At 62.4% G+C, this 17539-nt stretch carries 15 protein-coding genes; 11 read left to right on the top strand and 4 right to left on the bottom strand.

Going from position 1 to position 17539, the window contains the following annotated elements; all coding sequences use genetic code 11:
* Positions 1-21: 21 nt before the first annotated feature.
* Positions 22-933 carry an SMP-30/gluconolactonase/LRE family protein gene (locus tag ACXJKE_RS20110; RefSeq protein WP_457282453.1) on the bottom strand — a complete coding sequence of 304 codons (912 nt, stop codon included), beginning with the start codon at positions 931-933 and terminating at the stop codon, positions 22-24.
* A 171-nt stretch (positions 934-1104) separates the two neighbouring features.
* On the opposite strand from ACXJKE_RS20110, the gene ACXJKE_RS20105 reads away from it, so the two are divergent.
* Positions 1105-1890, top strand: a complete 786-nt coding sequence (locus ACXJKE_RS20105; RefSeq protein ID WP_457282350.1) for an SDR family NAD(P)-dependent oxidoreductase — start codon at positions 1105-1107, stop codon at positions 1888-1890.
* A 105-nt stretch (positions 1891-1995) separates the two neighbouring features.
* Here ACXJKE_RS20105 and ACXJKE_RS20100 read toward each other — a convergent pair whose 3' ends face one another.
* Positions 1996-2955, bottom strand: coding sequence for a LysR family transcriptional regulator (locus tag ACXJKE_RS20100; protein WP_457282349.1), 960 nt, complete (start codon positions 2953-2955; stop codon positions 1996-1998).
* Positions 2956-3066: 111 nt separating this feature from the next.
* Here ACXJKE_RS20100 and ACXJKE_RS20095 point away from each other — a divergent pair, with 111 nt between their 5' ends.
* The 10 genes from ACXJKE_RS20095 (at position 3067) to ACXJKE_RS20050 (ending at position 15923) form a co-directional block, all read left to right on the top strand.
* Positions 3067-4518: an aldehyde dehydrogenase family protein gene (locus ACXJKE_RS20095; protein ID WP_457282348.1), complete on the top strand. Its 1452-nt coding sequence runs from the start codon at positions 3067-3069 to the stop codon at positions 4516-4518.
* 53 nt (positions 4519-4571) lie between these two features.
* Positions 4572-5537 carry an ABC transporter substrate-binding protein gene (locus ACXJKE_RS20090; protein WP_457282347.1) on the top strand — a complete coding sequence of 322 codons (966 nt, stop codon included), beginning with the start codon at positions 4572-4574 and terminating at the stop codon, positions 5535-5537.
* 65 nt (positions 5538-5602) lie between these two features.
* The gene (chvE, locus tag ACXJKE_RS20085) at positions 5603-6673 is read left to right on the top strand and encodes a multiple monosaccharide ABC transporter substrate-binding protein (protein WP_457282346.1); all 1071 of its coding nucleotides are present in this window, start codon (positions 5603-5605) and stop codon (positions 6671-6673) included.
* A gap of 129 nt (positions 6674-6802) precedes the next feature.
* Entirely contained in the window at positions 6803-8308 is a 1506-nt protein-coding gene (mmsA, locus tag ACXJKE_RS20080) for a multiple monosaccharide ABC transporter ATP-binding protein (protein WP_457282452.1), read from the top strand.
* Between the two features lies 1 nt (position 8309).
* Positions 8310-9527: a multiple monosaccharide ABC transporter permease gene (gene mmsB / locus ACXJKE_RS20075; RefSeq protein ID WP_457282345.1), complete on the top strand. Its 1218-nt coding sequence runs from the start codon at positions 8310-8312 to the stop codon at positions 9525-9527.
* Between the two features lie 55 nt (positions 9528-9582).
* Positions 9583-11109: a sugar ABC transporter ATP-binding protein gene (locus tag ACXJKE_RS20070; protein ID WP_457282344.1), complete on the top strand. Its 1527-nt coding sequence runs from the start codon at positions 9583-9585 to the stop codon at positions 11107-11109.
* Positions 11110-11143: 34 nt separating this feature from the next.
* A complete protein-coding gene (locus tag ACXJKE_RS20065) occupies positions 11144-12157 on the top strand; it encodes an ABC transporter permease (RefSeq protein ID WP_457282343.1) in 1014 nt (337 codons plus the stop codon).
* Positions 12154-13188, top strand: coding sequence for a galactofuranose ABC transporter, permease protein YjfF (gene yjfF, locus ACXJKE_RS20060; RefSeq protein WP_457282342.1), 1035 nt, complete (start codon positions 12154-12156; stop codon positions 13186-13188). Before ACXJKE_RS20065 ends, yjfF begins: the two co-directional genes overlap by 4 nt.
* Positions 13189-13209: 21 nt before the next feature.
* Positions 13210-14943: an IlvD/Edd family dehydratase gene (locus ACXJKE_RS20055; RefSeq protein ID WP_457282341.1), complete on the top strand. Its 1734-nt coding sequence runs from the start codon at positions 13210-13212 to the stop codon at positions 14941-14943.
* A gap of 50 nt (positions 14944-14993) precedes the next feature.
* Positions 14994-15923: a dihydrodipicolinate synthase family protein gene (locus ACXJKE_RS20050; RefSeq protein ID WP_457282340.1), complete on the top strand. Its 930-nt coding sequence runs from the start codon at positions 14994-14996 to the stop codon at positions 15921-15923.
* Positions 15924-16064: 141 nt separating this feature from the next.
* Here ACXJKE_RS20050 and ACXJKE_RS20045 read toward each other — a convergent pair whose 3' ends face one another.
* Both ACXJKE_RS20045 and ACXJKE_RS20040 read right to left on the bottom strand, forming a co-directional pair.
* Positions 16065-16796, bottom strand: a complete 732-nt coding sequence (locus ACXJKE_RS20045) for a GntR family transcriptional regulator (RefSeq protein WP_457282339.1) — start codon at positions 16794-16796, stop codon at positions 16065-16067.
* Positions 16797-16805: 9 nt separating this feature from the next.
* A complete protein-coding gene (locus ACXJKE_RS20040; protein WP_457282338.1) occupies positions 16806-17483 on the bottom strand; it encodes a cysteine hydrolase family protein in 678 nt (225 codons plus the stop codon).
* Between the last annotated feature and the right edge of the window lie 56 nt (positions 17484-17539).

The raw sequence follows: 17539 nt of genomic DNA, 5'->3' as shown, positions 1-17539 counted from the left end.
GATGGTGTTTGGTCCGTAGCATCAGGCGCCGAACAAACCGGCAGGCAGACCCGGGCTGTCAATCGCCACCGCGAACAGGCCACCGGCCAGCGGCTCTGCGGCAAGCTGTTCAGCGGTGAGCCCGATGCGGGCGCTGGTGATGAAAAGTGTGCGCATGTCCGGCCCGCCAAAGGCACAGTTGGTCACCTGGCTTGCGGGCAGCGGCACGCGGCACAGCTCCTCTGCGGTGACCGGGTCATGGCAGCTTACGCAGGCACCGCCCCAGTGGGCAATCCACAGGCGGCCGGCGGCGTCAGTGGTCATGCCGTCGGGTACGCCGTCGCCAGCCGCAAAGGCCAGCCACAGCCGCTTGCCTGACAAGGTTCCCGCCGCGCTGTCGAAGTCATACGCATGGATGCGGCCATTGACGGTATCGTTGAAATACAGGGTGCGGCCATCGGCGGACCAGGTGGGGCCATTGGTCACCGCAAAGCCTTCTTCATGGCGCGTGCAGCGGCCATCAGGGTCATAGCGATACAGCGCGCCGGTGGGGGCCACGCAGTCAAAGTCCATCGTCCCCGCCCAAAAGCGGCCTTGCGCATCGCACTTGCCATCGTTGAAGCGATTGCCCGGCAACGCAGCCTCGGGCTGGTGCAGGTAGTGTGGTTCGCCGCCCCCAGCGGGGTCAAACAGCGCGAAGCCGCGCCGCAGGGTCACGATCAAACCGGGCGCATGCGCCCGCTCGGCCAGCGCGGAAATTTCCTCGTCAAAGGCCCAGCTGCTGCGCGCGCCGGTGGCAGGGTGAAAGCGGTGCAGGCGGCGCCCAAGAATGTCCACCCAATACAGGGATTGCTCCCGCGGCGACCACAAGGTACCCTCACCCAGCAGGGCCCCCGCCGGATGGACGCAGTGCACCTTGCCTGGGACCGGCATGGCCAGCCGCTGCTGATGCATGCCCGCGGGCGTGTCTGGAATCAATGTCACTAATGTCTCCGTAGTGCGGGGCTGTGCGGTTGGCCTCTTGACGCGGTGGATGATATCAATGCATAGTGATGTTGGAAACTTATTCTTTTTATATTAATTGATACACAACTTGCAATGTCAAACATTTCCAGCTCTGCCCCCATGCGTGCCGCTCCCGCAAGCGAGACCCTCTCCGTCTTTCCCAGTCTGAACAAGCGGTCGGTATTTGTTACCGGCGGAGGCAGCGGCATAGGCGCCGCCATCGTGACAGCCTTTGCGCAGCAGGGCGCGCGCGTTGCCTTCATCGATGTCGCGAAGGAGGCCAGTGAAGCACTTGCGCAGGAACTGGCGGATGCGGGGTACGCCCGCCCATGGTGGCGCGCCTGTGATGTGCGGGACGTGGCCGCGCTGCAGTCGGCCATCACAGACGCAGCAAGCGCGCTGGGCGACTTCTCGGTGCTGGTCAACAATGTGGCCAGCGATGACCGCCACAGTCTGGAGTCTGTAACGCCCGCCTACTACGATGACCGCATCGCGATCAATGAACGGCCCGCTTTTTTTGCAATCCAGTCGGTGGTGCCGGGCATGCAACGCCTCGGTGCCGGCTCCATCATCAACCTGGGTTCCACCGGCTGGCAAGGCAAGGGCGCAGGCTACCCCTGTTATGCCATCGCCAAATCGTCGGTGAACGGCCTGACGCGTGGACTCGCGAAAACGCTGGGCCGGGACCGCATCCGCATCAACACCGTGTCGCCGGGCTGGGTCATGACCGAGCGGCAGATCAAGCTCTGGCTGGATGCCGAAGGCGAGAAGGAGCTCCAGCGCAACCAGTGCCTGCCCGACAAGCTGCTGCCCCACGACATCGCGCGCATGGTGCTGTTCCTGGCATCCGACGACGCCGCCATGTGCACCGCGCAGGAGTTCACGGTGGATGCCGGCTGGGTGTAGACCTCCCCCCCGAAGCGCCTCCGGCGCCTCCCCCCTCAGGGGGCGACACTGGCGGCCCGGCAAAGCCGGTTCCGCGGTGTCTCTGGCCTAAGTCCGCTGGGGCTCTCAGTCCATCTCGAGTTTCCGCCCGTAGAGTGTGAGACTTGCAGTCTTCAGGGCCTTCATCATGACCTTGGCGGCTGGCGATGGCAGCCGGTCGGTACGGGTGATGATGCCGAAGGCGTCCATGTGGCAGGGCATGTCCAGCGGCAGCACCGAGACGATACCGTGCGCGGCGTAATACCGCGCCACATCGGCGGCGACCACGGCCACCATGTCGCTTTGCTGCAGCATGCGCGTGATGAAAAGCAGGGCTGAAGACTCCACCACGTTGATCGGCGGTGCAAGCCCATCCTCCCGGAACATCAGCTCGAACCGGTGCCGCAGGACACTGCCCGCGGGCGGCACAATCCAGGCGGCCGCCACCACGTCGCGCAGGGTGAGGCCAGACACACCCAGCAGCGGGTGCCCCGGCCTCGCCATGGCGCACACCGGCTCCTCGACCAGGGGCTCATAGCGCAAATTGGTCTTGTCATGTTCGGCAAAGAGGCGTGCCACCAGGATGTCGAGCTTGCCCTGCTCCAGGCGCTCGAGCAGTACCGGGCTGGTTTCGATGTCCAGCGAAATGCGCAGGCTCGGGTGCTCCTGTTTGACCACGGCCACCGCAGACGGCAACAAGGCCAGCCCCGGCGACGTGATGGCGCCGATGCCGACCTGGCCGAAGTGCCCGGTTTTGAGGGCGGTGAGCTCGTCATGTGCCTGGTTCAGGCTGGCCAGTGCCATGCGCGCGTGCCGGATCATGGTTTCGCCATACCAGGTTGGCCGCATGCCGCGGGGCAAGCGCTCAAAAAGCTGTACCTCCAAGACATCTTCCAGATCCTTGAGCAACTTGGACGCCGCCGGCTGGGTCATGCTGAGAACCTGTGCTGCGCGATGAATATTGCCTTCTTCGGCCAGTGCAACCAGCAACAGCAATTGCCGTGTTTTGAGCCGTGCGCGTATGAACCAGTGGTTGTAGGTGCTCATCGGGGTTTTCCAGAATGCGTAGAACGATATCTATTTTGTCAAAAAAACGATTGGATTGATATCAAAATTAATTCTAGACTGCAGCGCTATGAAGACGAGGCTCTCACTCTCATGAAATTCGGCGAACTGCAACAAAACGCCCGGCATTACATCAATGGGCGCTGGGAAACCGGCACCACCACCGGCACCAGCACCAACCCCTCGGATACCCGGGAGGTGGTCAGCGAGTACGCACGTGCCGACCGCAACCAGACCGAACTTGCGATCCGGGCCGCGGCCGAGGCATTGCCGCACTGGAGCCACAGTACGCCGCAACGCCGGGCCGATGTGCTTGACCAGATCGGCAGCGAGATCCTGGCGCGCAAGGATGAGCTGGGCATGCTGCTGGCACGGGAAGAAGGAAAAACCTTGCCCGAAGGCGTGGGCGAAGCGGCACGGGCCGGCCAGATATTCAAGTTTTTCGCAGGCGAAGCATTGCGTGTTCAGGGGGAGACCATGGCATCGGTCCGGCCCGGCATCCAGGTCGACGTGACGCGTGAGCCTGTCGGCGTGGTGGGAATCATCGCGCCATGGAATTTCCCGTTGGCGATTCCGGCCTGGAAAATCGCGCCGGCACTGGCCTATGGGAACACGGTGATTTTCAAACCGGCCGAGCTGGTGCCCACCTGTGGTTGGGCTCTGGCCGAAATCATCAGCCGCTGCGGGCTGCCTGCGGGCGTCTTCAACCTTGTCATGGGAAGCGGCCGGGAAGTCGGGCAAACGCTGGTCGACCATCCCCTGGTCAATGCGCTGAGCTTCACGGGCTCGGTGACAACCGGCGAACGCATCCTTCAGTCGGCTTCCGCGCGCCGCGCGAAAGTGCAGCTTGAAATGGGTGGCAAAAATCCGCTGGTGATACTGGCTGATGCCGATCTTGACCAGGCCGTCGAATGCGCCGTGCAAGGCTCGTACTTTTCGACCGGCCAGCGCTGCACCGCGTCAAGCCGGCTCATCGTGGAAGCGCCTGTACACGATGCATTCGTTGCGCGCCTGCGCCACCGCATTGCCGGGCTCAAGGTGGGCCACGCGCTGGAGCGGGGCATCGATATGGGTCCGGTGGTTGACCGCAGCCAGCTCGAACAGAACCAGTCGTATCTGGACATAGGGCGCAACGAGGGCGCCGAGCATGTCTGGGGCGGCGAATTGCTGGAGCGCCCGACACCGGGGCATTACATGAATCCGGCGCTCTTCCTGGCCCGGCCGGAACACCGCATTGCGCGCGAAGAGATTTTTGGACCCATAGCGTGTGTGTTGCAGGCCGATGACTTTGAACACGCGCTGGCCCTGGCCAACGACACCCCCTTCGGCCTCTGTGCAGGCATCTGCACGACGTCCCTCAAGCACGCCATGCACTTCAAGCGTCACGCAGAAGTCGGCATGACCATGGTGAACCTGCCTACTGCGGGTGTCGACTTCCACGTTCCGTTCGGCGGGCGCAAAGGGTCGAGTTATGGCTCACGCGAACAAGGCCGCTACGCTGCCGAGTTCTACACCACCGTCAAGACCGGTTACGTGCTAGCCTGAGCCATTGAAGATCACCAGAGAGCTGTCAGTTCCATTTCAACCAAGGAGACAAAATGAAAATCCATCGCCGCACCCTCGCCGTCGCACTCGCCTGCGCCCCCCTTGCCGGCCTGTTGCCGGTTTCAGCATGGGCACAAAAGCCCATCGTGCTGGGCTTTAGCCAGGTCGGCGCAGAGAGCGAATGGCGCACCGCCAATACCGAATCCATCAAATCGGCCGCCAAGGACGCGGGTATCGAACTCAAATTCTCCGATGCCCAGCAGAAGCAGGAAAACCAGATCAAGGCGATTCGCTCCTTCATTGCCCAAAAGGTGGACGTGATCGCGTTCTCGCCCGTGGTCGAGTCGGGCTGGGAAACCGTTTTGCGTGAAGCCAAGGCCGCCAAAATTCCGGTGGTGCTGACTGACCGCTCCGTGAACGTCAAAGACACCTCTCTGTATGTTTCCTTCATGGGCTCGGACTTTGTGGAGGAAGGCCGCAAGGCAGGCCGCTGGCTTGTCGAAAAAATGAAGGGTACAAGCGGCCAGGTCAACATCGTTGAGTTGCAGGGAACCGTGGGTTCCGCACCGGCGATTGACCGGAAAAAAGGATTTGAAGAAATCATCAAGGCCGACCCGAAGTTCAAAATCATCCGCTCGCAGACGGGTGATTTCACCCGGGCCAAGGGCAAGGAAGTGATGGAAGCCTTTCTCAAGGCCGAAGGCAAGAAGATCAATGTGCTTTTCGCGCACAACGACGACATGGCTATCGGTGCGATCCAGGCGATTGAAGAGGCTGGCATGAAGCCGGCCAAGGACATCACCATCATCTCGATCGATGCCGTCAAGGGCGCTTTCGAAGCCATGATGGCCGGCAAGCTTAACGTCTCCGTGGAGTGCAGCCCCTTGCTGGGCCCGCAACTGATGGCGGCAGTCAAGGATATCAAGGCCGGCAAGTCCGTTCAGAAACGTATCGTTACCGAAGAGGGTATTTTCCCGATGGAAGTAGCCGCCAAGGAATTCCCCAAGCGTAAATACTGATCAGCATCCGGGCCGGCGCCTCGATACTGGGGCGCTCTTTCAAACCTCCAGAAGGAAACTATTTCATGAAGCGTACATTTCTCCAGACTCTGCTCGCCGGCCTCGTGCTGGGAACCCTCGGTATTGCACCGTCAGTCCAGGCGCAGGACAAAGGCAGCATCGGCATTTCGATGCCCACCAAATCCTCTGCCCGCTGGATCGCCGACGGCGACAACATGGTCAAGGTACTCAAGGAGCGCGGCTACAAAACCGACCTGCAATATGCCGATGACGACATCCCGAACCAGCTTGCCCAGATCGAGAACATGATCACCAAGGGCGCGAAGGTGCTGGTGATCGCCTCCATCGACGGCACCACGCTGTCCAAGGCGTTGCAGAACGCGGCCGACAAGGGTGTCAAGGTCATCGCCTACGACCGTCTCATCAAGGGTTCGAAGAACGTGGATTACTACGCCACCTTCGACAACTTCCAGGTTGGCGTGCTGCAGGCTACTTCCATCGTCGACAAGCTGGGCCTGAAGCAGGGCAAGGGCCCTTTCAACATTGAACTCTTCGGCGGCTCCCCGGACGACAACAATGCATTTTTCTTCTACGACGGTGCCATGAGCGTGCTCAAGCCCTACATCGACAGCGGCAAGCTGGTGGTGCGCAGCAAGCAAATGGGCATGAACAAGGTCGGCACGCTGCGCTGGGACGGTGCGGTGGCCCAGGCACGCATGGACAACCTGCTCTCGGCCTACTACGGCAAGGAAAAAGTCCACGCAGTCCTGTCGCCATATGACGGCCTGTCCATCGGCATTCTGTCCTCGCTCAAAGGTGTCGGCTACTGCACGGCGCAGCAGCCTTGCCCGGTGGTCAGCGGGCAGGACGCCGAAATTCCTTCGGTCAAGTCCATCCTGAAAGGCGAGCAGTACTCGACGGTGTTCAAGGACACGCGCGAGCTGGCCAAGGTGACGGCCAACATGGTGGACGCCACCCTCTCTGGCAAGCAGCCCGAGATCAATGACACCAAGACCTACAACAACGGCGTGAAAGTGGTGCCCTCCTACCTGCTCAAACCGGTGGCTGTGGATGCCTCTAACTGGAACCAGGTTCTGATTGGCAGCGGTTACTACAAAGAGTCACAAATCAAGTAACCCCGGCTGAAGGGTGAAAGCACGACGGTCCCGTGCCGGGGAGGCGCGGGACTGTTTACGCCCATCGGTGTCAGTCGCCGTCGGAGCGATTTTTGTACCAAAGGACAGGCATTGGAAACGATTCTCGAGATGCGCGACATCCGCAAAACCTTCCCAGGGGTGGTCGCGCTGAACAAGGTCAACCTGCGCGTGCGCGCGGGTGAGATTCATGCCATCGTCGGTGAAAACGGCGCCGGAAAATCGACCTTGATGAAAGTGCTCTCGGGGGTCTATCCGCACGGCTCCTACAGCGGGGACATCGTCTACGAAGGCCAGGAGCGCCAGTTCCTCGGAATCCACGACAGCGAGCAGCTGGGCGTCATCATCATCCACCAGGAACTGGCGCTGGTGCCGCTGCTATCCATTGCCGAGAACATTTTCCTCGGCAACGAGACTGCACAGCGCGGCGTGATCGACTGGATGGCTGCGCACAGCAAGACGCAGGACCTGCTGAAAAAAGTGGGCCTCAAGGAATCGCCCGCCACGCTGATCACGGACATCGGCGTGGGCAAGCAGCAACTGGTGGAAATTGCCAAGGCCTTGTCCAGGCAGGTCAAGTTGCTGATCCTTGACGAGCCGACGGCGAGCCTCAACGAAAACGACAGCCAGGCCTTGCTGGACCTGTTGCTGGAACTCAAGGGGCAGGGCATTACCTGCATCCTTATTTCACACAAGCTCAACGAAATTTCACGCGTGGCGGACGCCATCACCATCCTGCGCGACGGCAGCACCGTCGAAACACTGGACTGCCGTGCCGAAGCCATCAGCGAAGACCGCGTCATTCGCGGCATGGTGGGCCGCGAGATGGCTGACCGATATCCGCCGCGCCAGCCGAAAATTGGCGAGACCGTGTTTGAAGTGCGCGACTGGAACGTCTACCACCCGCTGCACACGGACAGGAAATTCATCAAAGGCGTCAGCCTGCAGGTGCGGCGCGGTGAAATCGTCGGCATTGCCGGGCTGATGGGGGCGGGGCGCACGGAACTTGCCATGAGCATCTTTGGCCGTTCGTGGGGGCGCCGCATCAGCGGCCAGGTCCTTCTGAACGGCCAGCCTGTTGATGTCGGCACGGTAGAGAAAGCCGTTCGCCATGGTCTGGCCTATGTGACCGAAGACCGCAAGGGCAACGGGCTGATATTGAACGAAGACATCCAGTTCAACGTCTCGCTGGCCAACCTCAAGGGCGTTTCAAGTGCCTCCGTCATCGACAGCGGCCGCGAATACCAGGTCGCGCAGAGCTACCGCGAAAAACTCCGCATCCGGTGCTCAAGCGTCGGCCAGAAAGTCCTCAACCTCTCGGGCGGGAACCAGCAGAAAGTGGTGCTCGGGAAATGGCTGTTCACCAGTCCCGAAGTGCTCATCCTCGACGAGCCCACGCGCGGCATCGACGTGGGCGCCAAGTACGAGATTTACACCCTGATGGCCCAGCTCGCGGCAGAAGGGAAATGCATCATCATGATTTCCTCGGAAATGCCGGAATTGCTGGGCATGACGGACCGGATCTACGTCATGAACGAAGGCCGCTTCATCGCCGAGATGCCGACGGCCGAAGCCTCCCAGGAAAAGATCATGCGCGCGATCATGAAAGCAAGCTGAAATGAACAACGAGTCCTCCAACGCCACCGCGATTGCGGCAAAAACCGCCGCTGCCAGCGGCAAATCGCCGCTCGACTACCTGAAGCACAACTTCCGCGAGTACGGCATGCTGATCACGCTGGTGGCCATCATGGGCTTCTTCCAGTACATGACCGAGGGCACGCTCATGCAGCCCCTCAACCTCACCAACCTGGTCCTGCAGAACAGCTACATCGTCATCATGGCGCTGGGTATGCTGATGGTGATCGTGGCCGGGCATATCGACCTGTCGGTCGGTTCGGTGTGCGGCTTCATCGGCGCGCTGGCGGCCGTGCTGATGGTGGAGTACGGCTGGCATTTCGTGCCGGCCTCGCTGGTGTGCCTGCTCTGCGGCGCGCTGATAGGCGGGGTTCAGGGCTGGTTTGTCGCGTTCTTCCGCATCCCTTCTTTTATCGTCACGCTGGCCGGCATGCTGGTGTTCAAGGGGCTGGCGCTGGCACTGCTGCAAGGCCAGTCGGTCGGCCCCTTCCCCGATTCATTCCAGATGCTCAGCTCGGGTTTCATGCCCGACCTGCTGAGCAGCGAAGGCCTGCGCATGACTTCGCTGCTGCTGGGCGTGGCGCTGGCCGCCGTGCTCGCCGTGGCCGGCATACGCGCGCGGGCCAAGCAGCTCAAGCACGGCATCCAGGCCGAGCCCGCCGCCATTTTCTTCGTCAAAACGGCGATGTTCTCGGCACTGCTGATCTATTTCAGCTACCTGCTAGCTTCCTACAGGGGGCTGCCGAATGTGCTGATCGTGATGGCCGCGCTGATTTTCCTGTTCCACTTCATCACGGGTCGCACCACCATCGGGCGGCGCGTCTATGCGCTGGGCGGCAACGAAAAGGCAGCCAAGCTGTCGGGCATCAAGACCGAGCGCCTGGCCTTCTACACCTTCGTGAACATGGGCGTGCTGGCGGCGCTGGCGGGCCTGGTGTTTGCCGCGCGCCTGAACACTGCTACACCCAAGGCCGGCCTGGGCTTTGAACTCGATGTCATCGCCGCCTGCTTTATCGGCGGGGCCTCGGCTTCGGGCGGTGTCGGCAAGGTCATGGGCGCGGTGATCGGTGCGTTTGTGATGGGCGTGATGAACAACGGCATGTCCATCCTGGGCATCGGCATCGACTACCAGCAAGTCATCAAAGGTGTGGTGCTGCTGGCCGCCGTGTTTGTCGACGTCTACAACAAGAACAAGGCATGAACCTCCTGGCCGTTCTGAAGGCGAATATCGTGGCGCGTGGCGCGAAGGCCGCTCCATGACCGTGGCCGACGCCGCCCCCGTGCTGGAGCTTGCGGGCATCCACAAACAGTTCGCGGGTATTCCGGCCTTGCAGGATGTGCGTTTGCGCCTGTTTCCCGGTGAAATCCATGCCTTGATGGGGCAAAACGGCGCCGGCAAGTCCACGCTCATCAAGGTGTTGACAGGCGTGCTGGAAGCCAGCGGCGGCCAGATGCAACTTGCCGGAAAACCGGTATGGCCGGACTCTCCCCTGGCCGCGCAGCGGCTGGGCATCAGCACGGTCTACCAGGAAGTCAATCTCTGCCCCAACCTGTCGGTGGCGGAAAACATCTTCGCGGGCCGCTATCCGCGGTACGGGTTTGCGCAGGGGTCTCGCATCGACTGGACCACCGTGAACCGCCGTGCGCGCGAACTGGTCGCGCGCATGGGCCTGGACATCGACGTCACGCGCCTGTTGTCCAGCTACCCGGTCGCCGTGCAGCAACTGGTGGCCATCGCGCGCGCCATCGGCATTGAATCCAAAGTGCTGATCCTCGACGAGCCAACCTCCAGCCTCGACGATGACGAGGTGCAAAAACTCTTTGAGGTGCTGCGTCGCTTGCGTGGCGAGGGGCTGGCCATTGTTTTTGTCACTCATTTCCTCAACCAGGTGTATGCGGTGTCGGATCGCATCACCGTTCTGCGCAACGGCAGTTGGGTCGGCGAGTGGCGTGCCAGTGAACTGGGGCCGCAGGCACTGATCGCGGCCATGCTGGGCCGGGAACTGGCCGCGCAATCCGCCACCGCCGCCGTGCCTCCGGAATTTGACGATGCTGCGCCGGCGCTTTTGCAAGCTGAAGGTCTGGGCCAGACCGGTCAGTTGCAGCCTGTGGACCTGCGCGTGCGTGCCGGCGAGGTCGTGGGCCTGGCCGGGCTGCTGGGCTCGGGCCGCACTGAACTGGCGCGCCTGCTGTTCGGCCTGGAGACGCCGGACCGCGGCATGCTCAGAATCGACGGCGAGGCGGTCACGTTTTCCAATCCCGCCGAGGCGATCCGGCAGGGCCTCGCCCTATGTCCCGAGGAGCGCAAGACCGATGGCATCGTGGCCGAGCTCTCAGTCCGGGAAAACATCGTACTGGCGCTGCAGGCCCGCATGGGCATGCGCCGTTTTTTATCGCGTGCCGAACAAACCGCATTGGCCGAACGCTTTGTCCAGGCGATGGGTATCAAGACCGCGAGTGTGGACACCCCCATAGGCCTGCTGTCGGGCGGCAACCAGCAAAAGGCCATGATCGCGCGCTGGCTCGCGACCGAGCCGCGCCTGCTGATCCTGGACGAACCCACGCGCGGCGTCGACGTGGCCGCGAAGCAGGAAATCATGGAGCAGATCCTGCGCCTGGCTGAGGCTGGCATGGCGGTGATTTTCATCTCTTCTGAAATGAGCGAGGTGGTTCGTGTGGCGCACCGCATCGTGGTGCTGCGTGACCGCCGCAAGGTGGGTGAGTTGCCGGCAGGCAGCAGCGAAGACACCGTCTATGAACTGATTGCGGCTGAACATGCCTGAAGAGAAACACCACCCCTCGCCTCTGGCCACTGCCATGAGGCACCGCCTGGCCTGGCCGCTCATCACGCTGTTCCTGCTGCTGGCTGTGAACACAGTGTTTAACGCCAGTTTCCTGCACGTCGAGTGGCGTGACGGTCATTTGTACGGCAGCCTGATCGATATTCTCAACCGTGCCGCGCCGCTGGTGCTGGTGTCGCTCGGCATGACGTTGGTGATCGCCACCCGCGGCATCGACATTTCCGTGGGCGCCGTGGTGGCCATTGCTGCCGCAGTGGCCGCCTGGATGATTGGCGGGTCGGTGGCAGGGAGCGTGAGCCGTTTCCCGATGCCGCTGGCAATTCTGGCGGCATTGGCCATCGCGCTGCTGTGCGGACTATGGAACGGGCTGCTGGTCGCCAGGGTAGGCATGCAACCCATCATCGCCACACTGATCCTCATGGTAGCGGGTCGCGGCATCGCGCAGCTGATCACCGGCGGGCAGATCATCACCATCTACTACGCGCCATTTTTCTTCCTGGGCAGCGGTTACCTGCTGGGCCTGCCGTTCTCGCTCTCTATCGTGGCCGTGGTCTTTGCGTTGCTGTACCTGGCGGTGACGCGCACCGCCCTCGGGCTGTTCATACAGGCTGTGGGCATTAATCCAACCGCAGCACGCGTCGCGGGCGTGCAGGCCAGGCGCCTGATGGTTGCCGCCTACGGCTTCTGTGGCTTGTGCGCGGGCATTGCGGGCTTGCTGATCAGCTCCAACGTCAAAAGCGCCGATGGCAACAACGCGGGTCAGTTGCTCGAGCTGGATGCCATCCTGGCCGTGACGCTGGGCGGCACCGCCCTCACCGGTGGGCGTTTCAGCCTCGTGGGCAGCGTGATCGGCGCGCTGATCATCCAGACGCTGACTTATGCCATTTACTCGCTGGGTGTGCCGCCTGAGATCAACCTGGTGGTCAAAGCTGTGGTGGTATTTGTGGTCATGCTGCTGCAATCGGCTGAATTCCGGGCCGAGATCGGTATCTGGATGCGGCGGCCGGCCGCGCGGGGGATGCGGCCATGAACACAACCGTCACCCGGCCCCCCGTAGAGGCCGCCTCCAGCCAACGGGCACCTGCTGCGCCGGCTTCAGGTTTTAATCCCAAATACCTGCCGCTGGCGGCCACCATATCGCTCTTCGTTGCCATGGCGACCATGGGTTCGGTGCTCTACAGCGGGTTCTTTTCGGCTCAGGTGTTCCTCAACCTGCTGATTGACAACGCCTTTCTGGTCATCATCGCCGTGGGCATGACGTTTGTCATCCTGTCGGGCGGCATTGACCTGTCCGTCGGCTCCGTGGTCGCACTCACCACCATGGTGTCTGCCGCGCTGGTGGAGCACCATGGCTGGAGTCCGGCCGCGGTGATTCCGCTGGTGCTCCTCATGGGCACGGCGTTCGGCGCCTTCATGGGTTTTCTGATTGAGCGTTTTCGCCTGCAGCCTTTCATCGTGACGCTGGCCGGCATGTTTCTGGCGCGCGGCCTGTGTTACCTGATCAGCGTCGATTCCATCAGCATCACCAACGAGTTTTATTCAGAGGTTTCGCAGCTGCGCATTCCCTTGTGGGAAGACGCTTCCCTCTCGATCAGTGCCGTGATCGCCATCGCGGTGCTGCTGGCGGCGGTGTTCATTGCACACTGCACTCCCTTTGGCCGCGCGGTGTATGCCGTCGGCGGCAACGAGCAATCGGCACTGCTGATGGGTCTGCCGGTGCGCCGCACGCTGGTGGGGGTTTACACGCTGTCGGGTTTTTGCTCGGCGCTGGCCGGTGTGGTCTTCACCTTCTACATGCTTTCGGGCTACGGCTTGCACGCCACCGGCATGGAGCTTGACGCCATTGCCGCCGTGGTCATTGGCGGCACCTTGCTCAGCGGCGGCGTGGGTTATGTGGCCGGCACCCTGTTCGGGGTGTTGATGCTCGGAATCATCCAGACCCTGATCTCTTTTGACGGCACTTTGAGCTCCTGGTGGACGCGCATTGTCGTCGGCGTGTTGCTGTTTGTTTTTTGCCTCCTGCAACGGCTGCTGGCAAATCGCACACCCAAATCTTCCTGAAACCTTAATGGCCAGACCATCATGACAAGCACCAAACGAAAACTACGTTCCACCGAGTGGTTCGGCACGGCCGACAAAAACGGCTTTATGTACCGCAGCTGGATGAAGAACCAGGGCATTCCCGACCATGAGTTCGACGGCCGCCCCATCATCGGCATCTGCAATACCTGGTCGGAGCTCACGCCTTGCAATGCCCACTTCCGCAAGATTGCCGAGCATGTGAAGCGCGGCATCTCAGAGGCGGGCGGCTTTCCGGTCGAGTTTCCGGTGTTCTCGAACGGCGAGTCGAACCTGCGTCCCACCGCCATGCTCACACGCAACCTTGCCAGCATGGACGTGGAAGAAGCGATTCGCGGAAACCCCATTGATGCCGTGGTGCTGCTCACCGGTTGCGACAAGACCACGCCCGCATTGCTGATGGGTGCTGCGAGCTGCGACATTCCGGCCATCGTGGTGACCGGCGGGCCCATGCTCAACGGCAAGCTTGAAGGCAAAAACATCGGCTCGGGCACGGCGGTGTGGCAATTGCACGAGTCACTGAAGGCCGGCGAAATCCAGCTGCACCAGTTCCTGGCGGCCGAGGGCGGCATGTCGCGTTCGGCCGGCACTTGCAACACCATGGGCACGGCCTCCACCATGGCCTGCATGGCCGAAGCGCTGGGTACTTCGCTGCCGCACAACGCCGCCATTCCCGCGGTGGATGCACGCCGCTATGTGCTGGCGCAGATGTCGGGCGCGCGGGCCGTCGAGATGGCGCGCGAGGGCCTGACGCTGTCGAAAATCCTCACACGCGAAGCCTTCGAAAATGCGATCCGCGTCAATGCCGCCATTGGCGGTTCCACCAATGCAGTGATTCACCTCAAGGCGATCGCGGGCCGCATTGGTGTGCAGCTGGACCTGGAAGACTGGACACGGATTGGCCGCAACACGCCCACCCTCGTTGACCTGCAGCCTTCCGGCCGTTTTCTGATGGAAGAGTTTTACTATGCCGGCGGCCTGCCCGCCGTGTTGCGCCGGCTGGGTGAAAACAGCTTGCTGCCGCATCCCAATGCGCTCACCGTCAATGGCCGGTCGATATGGGACAACGTGCGTGAGGCGCCGCAGTACAACGACGAGGTGATCCGCCCTCTCGACAACCCCTTGATCGCCGACGGCGGTATCTGCATCCTGCGCGGCAACCTGGCGCCGCGCGGCGCCGTGCTCAAGCCCTCCGCGGCCTCGCCCGAACTGCTCAAGCACCGCGGCCGCGCGGTCGTATTCGAGAACCTCGAGCACTACAAGGAACGCATCGTCGACGAGAACCTCGACATCGATGCCAGCTGCGTGATGGTGATGAAGAACTGCGGGCCCAAGGGCTACCCCGGCATGGCCGAAGTCGGCAACATGGGCCTGCCGCCCAAGCTGCTGCGCCAGGGCGTCAAGGACATGGTGCGCATCTCGGACGCACGAATGAGCGGCACCGCTTACGGCACCGTTGTGCTGCATGTGGCGCCAGAAGCAGCGGCCGGCGGGCCGCTGGCCGCGGTACGCGACGGCGACTGGATCGAGCTCGACTGCGATGCGGGCCGCCTGCACCTGGACATCAGCGATGCCGAACTGGCTGAACGCCTTGCCGCCCTGCAGAAGGCCCCTGCAGGCATGCGTGGCGGCTACCAGCGCCTGTATGTCGACCACGTGCTGCAGGCCGACGAGGGCTGTGATTTCGATTTTCTGGTCGGCTGCCGCGGCTCCGAAGTTCCCCGGCACTCCCATTAAACCGCTCAAGCAGTGAACTACTGAACTTTATCCAACCTGATCCAGTCCCCATGAACACGCTCCGCCAGCCGCGTTACCGCGGTATCTTCCCCGTTGCCCCCACCACCTTCACCGAAACCGGCGAGCTTGACCTTGAAAGCCAGAAGCGCTGCGTCGACTTCATGATCGACGCCGGCTCCGACGGCATCTGCATCCTGGCCAACTTCTCCGAGCAATTCGTGCTTTCGGACGAAGAACGTGAAACCCTGACCCGTACCGTCCTCGAACATGTGGCCGGCCGCGTGCCGGTGATCGTGACCACCACCCACTACGGCACGAAGGTTTGCGCCGAACGCAGCCGCCGGGCGCAAGACATGGGCGCCGCCATGCTGATGGTCATGCCGCCGTATCACGGGGCCACCTTTCGCGTGAGCGAGCCGCAGATTTACGAGTTTTATGCGCGGCTGTCGGACGCGGTCAACATTCCCATCATGATCCAGGATGCGCCCGCCAGCGGCACCGTGCTTTCAGCCTGCTTCCTCGCGCGTATGGCCCGTGAGATTGAACACGTCGCCTATTTCAAGATCGAAACCGCCGGTGCAGCATCCAAACTGCGCGAACTGATCCGTTTGGGAGGCGACGCGGTGGAAGGGCCCTGGGACGGCGAAGAGGCCATCACACTGCTGCCCGACCTTGATGCCGGTGCCACCGGCTCCATGACCGGCGGCGGTTACCCCGATGGCATTCGTCCGATCATCGAGGCGCACCGCGCCGGTGATCACGACAAGGCCTATGCCCTTTACCAGCAGTGGCTGCCACTGATCAATTACGAGAATCGCCAGGCAGGGCTGCTGGCCGCCAAGACCTTGATGAAGGAAGGCGGCGTGATCGCCTGCGAGGCGCCGCGTCATCCTTTTCCGGCCATGCACCCGGACACGCGTGCTGGGCTGCTGGCGACCGCCAGGCGGCTTGATCCGCTTGTGCTGCGCTGGGCGCGGTAGACGGCGGGAACAACTTAGGCGGCATGGCGCGCGCCGCACGGCCTCTGCCGCATCGGTATTTGCGCTTTCCGCCTGAGTTTTTGCTTCTTTTTTGATAGCAGCTTGCGCCTATATTTGTTGGGCTGCACGCCTATGAGGCCATTAACGAGGCGTTCCAGACCCGATCTGGCGCGCCAGGTGCATTTGGTGCAGGGTGATCTTGCGCACCTCGGCCTGGCTGGTTTCGATGTGGGCGCGCAGCAGCATGGCGGCCTGGTCGCCACGCTTGGCGCGCACCGCCTTGAGAATCTTGGCGTGCTCTTCATAGGTGGCCTCAATGCGCGGCTGCTTGATGAAGTCAAGCCGGCGAATGATGCGGATGCGGTCGGTCACGTCGCGGTGCACACGCGCCATCTCGGCATTGCCGGCAGCCGCCACCAGCGCGCAATGAAAAGCTTCGTCCCACTGGGCGACCCGAACATGATCGGTGCTGCGCTCGCCCACCGGAACCAGCCAGATGGCCGCCAGTTCATCGAGCAGCGCCGTGTCAATCGTCTGGCTACCGGCGCACAGCCGCTGCACGGCCGTGGTTTCCAGCACCATGCGCAGGTCGTAGAGCTGTTCAAACTTGTCGAAATCAAAGGGCAGCACACGCCAGCCACTGCGAAACAGCACCTCGACGAAACCTTCCTGCTGCAAGCGAAACAGGGCCTGGCGCACGGGCGTGCGCGAGACGCCAAGACGTTCGCTGATTTCGGTTTCGGTGAAGCGGTCGCCCGGCACCAGCTTGAACTCGGAGACGTCGCGCTTGAGTTCGTCGTACACCTCGTTGGCCCGCGAACGGTGGACGAGCGCAGCGGCAAGGCTCGCGGGAGGGTTGGAGGCAGTGTGCATGGTGAAACTCTAGCAGTGTTGGGGCTGTGCCGGCAGTGCCGCCAGCAACTCGCCGCTGGTGGCGGTCCAGCCGACGATGGCGCCCTGGGCGCGGATCATCGCCACGGCCGCCGACTTGAAGACGGGGAAATAACTTTCAGTGCAGTCTTCCAGCAGCAGGCTGTCATAGCCGCGGTCGTTGGCTTCTCGCATGGAGGTCTGCACGCAGACTTCCGTGGTCACGCCCATGAACAGCAGGTGCGTGATACCGGCATGCTGCAGCCGCTCGTGCAGGCCGGTGGCATAGAAGGCGCCTTTGCCGGGCTTGTCGATGGCGATCTCGCCGGGCAGCGGCGCCAGCTCGGGGATGATCTGGTTTCCCGGTTCACCGGCTATCAGGATGCGGCCCATCGCTCCCATGTCGCCGATACGCAGGGTCGGGTTGCCGCGGCTGCGCTTGGCGGGCGGGCAATCGGCCAGGTCGGCCCTGTGCGCCTCGCGGGTGTGCACCACAAGCCCGCCCGCGCGGCGCCAGGCCTCCAGCACGGCCTTGCAGGCCGGCACGATGGCCTGCAACAGCGAGACGTCATTGCCCAGCGTTTCACCGAAGCCGCCGGGCTCGATGAAGTCGCGCTGCATGTCGATGATGACCAGCGCGGTGTGCGCCAGCTCGAACTCGTAGGCGAAAGGAGCCGCTGCGATTTTCATAGGAGTGCTCCTTCGTGGGCCACCGCGGAACCGGCTTTGCCGGGCTGCTGGTGGCG

Source organism: Polaromonas sp. P5_D5, assembly GCF_054049435.1.
The sequence above is the reverse complement of the archived record's forward strand: the minus strand, read 5'-3'. Positions and strand labels throughout refer to the sequence as shown.

Bases quoted from the DNA above. Each gene is read 5' to 3' on its own strand.
- ACXJKE_RS20045 (WP_457282339.1), bottom strand. From the start codon at position 16,796: ATGCACACTGCCTCCAACCCTCCCGCGAGCCTTGCCGCTGCGCTCGTC.
- ACXJKE_RS20055 (WP_457282341.1), top strand. From the start codon at position 13,210: ATGACAAGCACCAAACGAAAACTACGTTCCACCGAGTGGTTCGGCACG.
- ACXJKE_RS20070 (WP_457282344.1), top strand. From the start codon at position 9,583: ATGACCGTGGCCGACGCCGCCCCCGTGCTGGAGCTTGCGGGCATCCAC.
- ACXJKE_RS20040 (WP_457282338.1), bottom strand. From the start codon at position 17,483: ATGAAAATCGCAGCGGCTCCTTTCGCCTACGAGTTCGAGCTGGCGCAC.
- ACXJKE_RS20090 (WP_457282347.1), top strand. From the start codon at position 4,572: ATGAAAATCCATCGCCGCACCCTCGCCGTCGCACTCGCCTGCGCCCCC.
- ACXJKE_RS20110 (WP_457282453.1), bottom strand. From the start codon at position 933: ATGCATCAGCAGCGGCTGGCCATGCCGGTCCCAGGCAAGGTGCACTGC.
- ACXJKE_RS20105 (WP_457282350.1), top strand. From the start codon at position 1,105: ATGCGTGCCGCTCCCGCAAGCGAGACCCTCTCCGTCTTTCCCAGTCTG.
- ACXJKE_RS20065 (WP_457282343.1), top strand. From the start codon at position 11,144: ATGAGGCACCGCCTGGCCTGGCCGCTCATCACGCTGTTCCTGCTGCTG.
- yjfF (WP_457282342.1), top strand. From the start codon at position 12,154: ATGAACACAACCGTCACCCGGCCCCCCGTAGAGGCCGCCTCCAGCCAA.
- ACXJKE_RS20100 (WP_457282349.1), bottom strand. From the start codon at position 2,955: ATGAGCACCTACAACCACTGGTTCATACGCGCACGGCTCAAAACACGG.
- ACXJKE_RS20095 (WP_457282348.1), top strand. From the start codon at position 3,067: ATGAAATTCGGCGAACTGCAACAAAACGCCCGGCATTACATCAATGGG.
- chvE (WP_457282346.1), top strand. From the start codon at position 5,603: ATGAAGCGTACATTTCTCCAGACTCTGCTCGCCGGCCTCGTGCTGGGA.
- mmsA (WP_457282452.1), top strand. From the start codon at position 6,803: ATGCGCGACATCCGCAAAACCTTCCCAGGGGTGGTCGCGCTGAACAAG.
- mmsB (WP_457282345.1), top strand. From the start codon at position 8,310: ATGAACAACGAGTCCTCCAACGCCACCGCGATTGCGGCAAAAACCGCC.
- ACXJKE_RS20050 (WP_457282340.1), top strand. From the start codon at position 14,994: ATGAACACGCTCCGCCAGCCGCGTTACCGCGGTATCTTCCCCGTTGCC.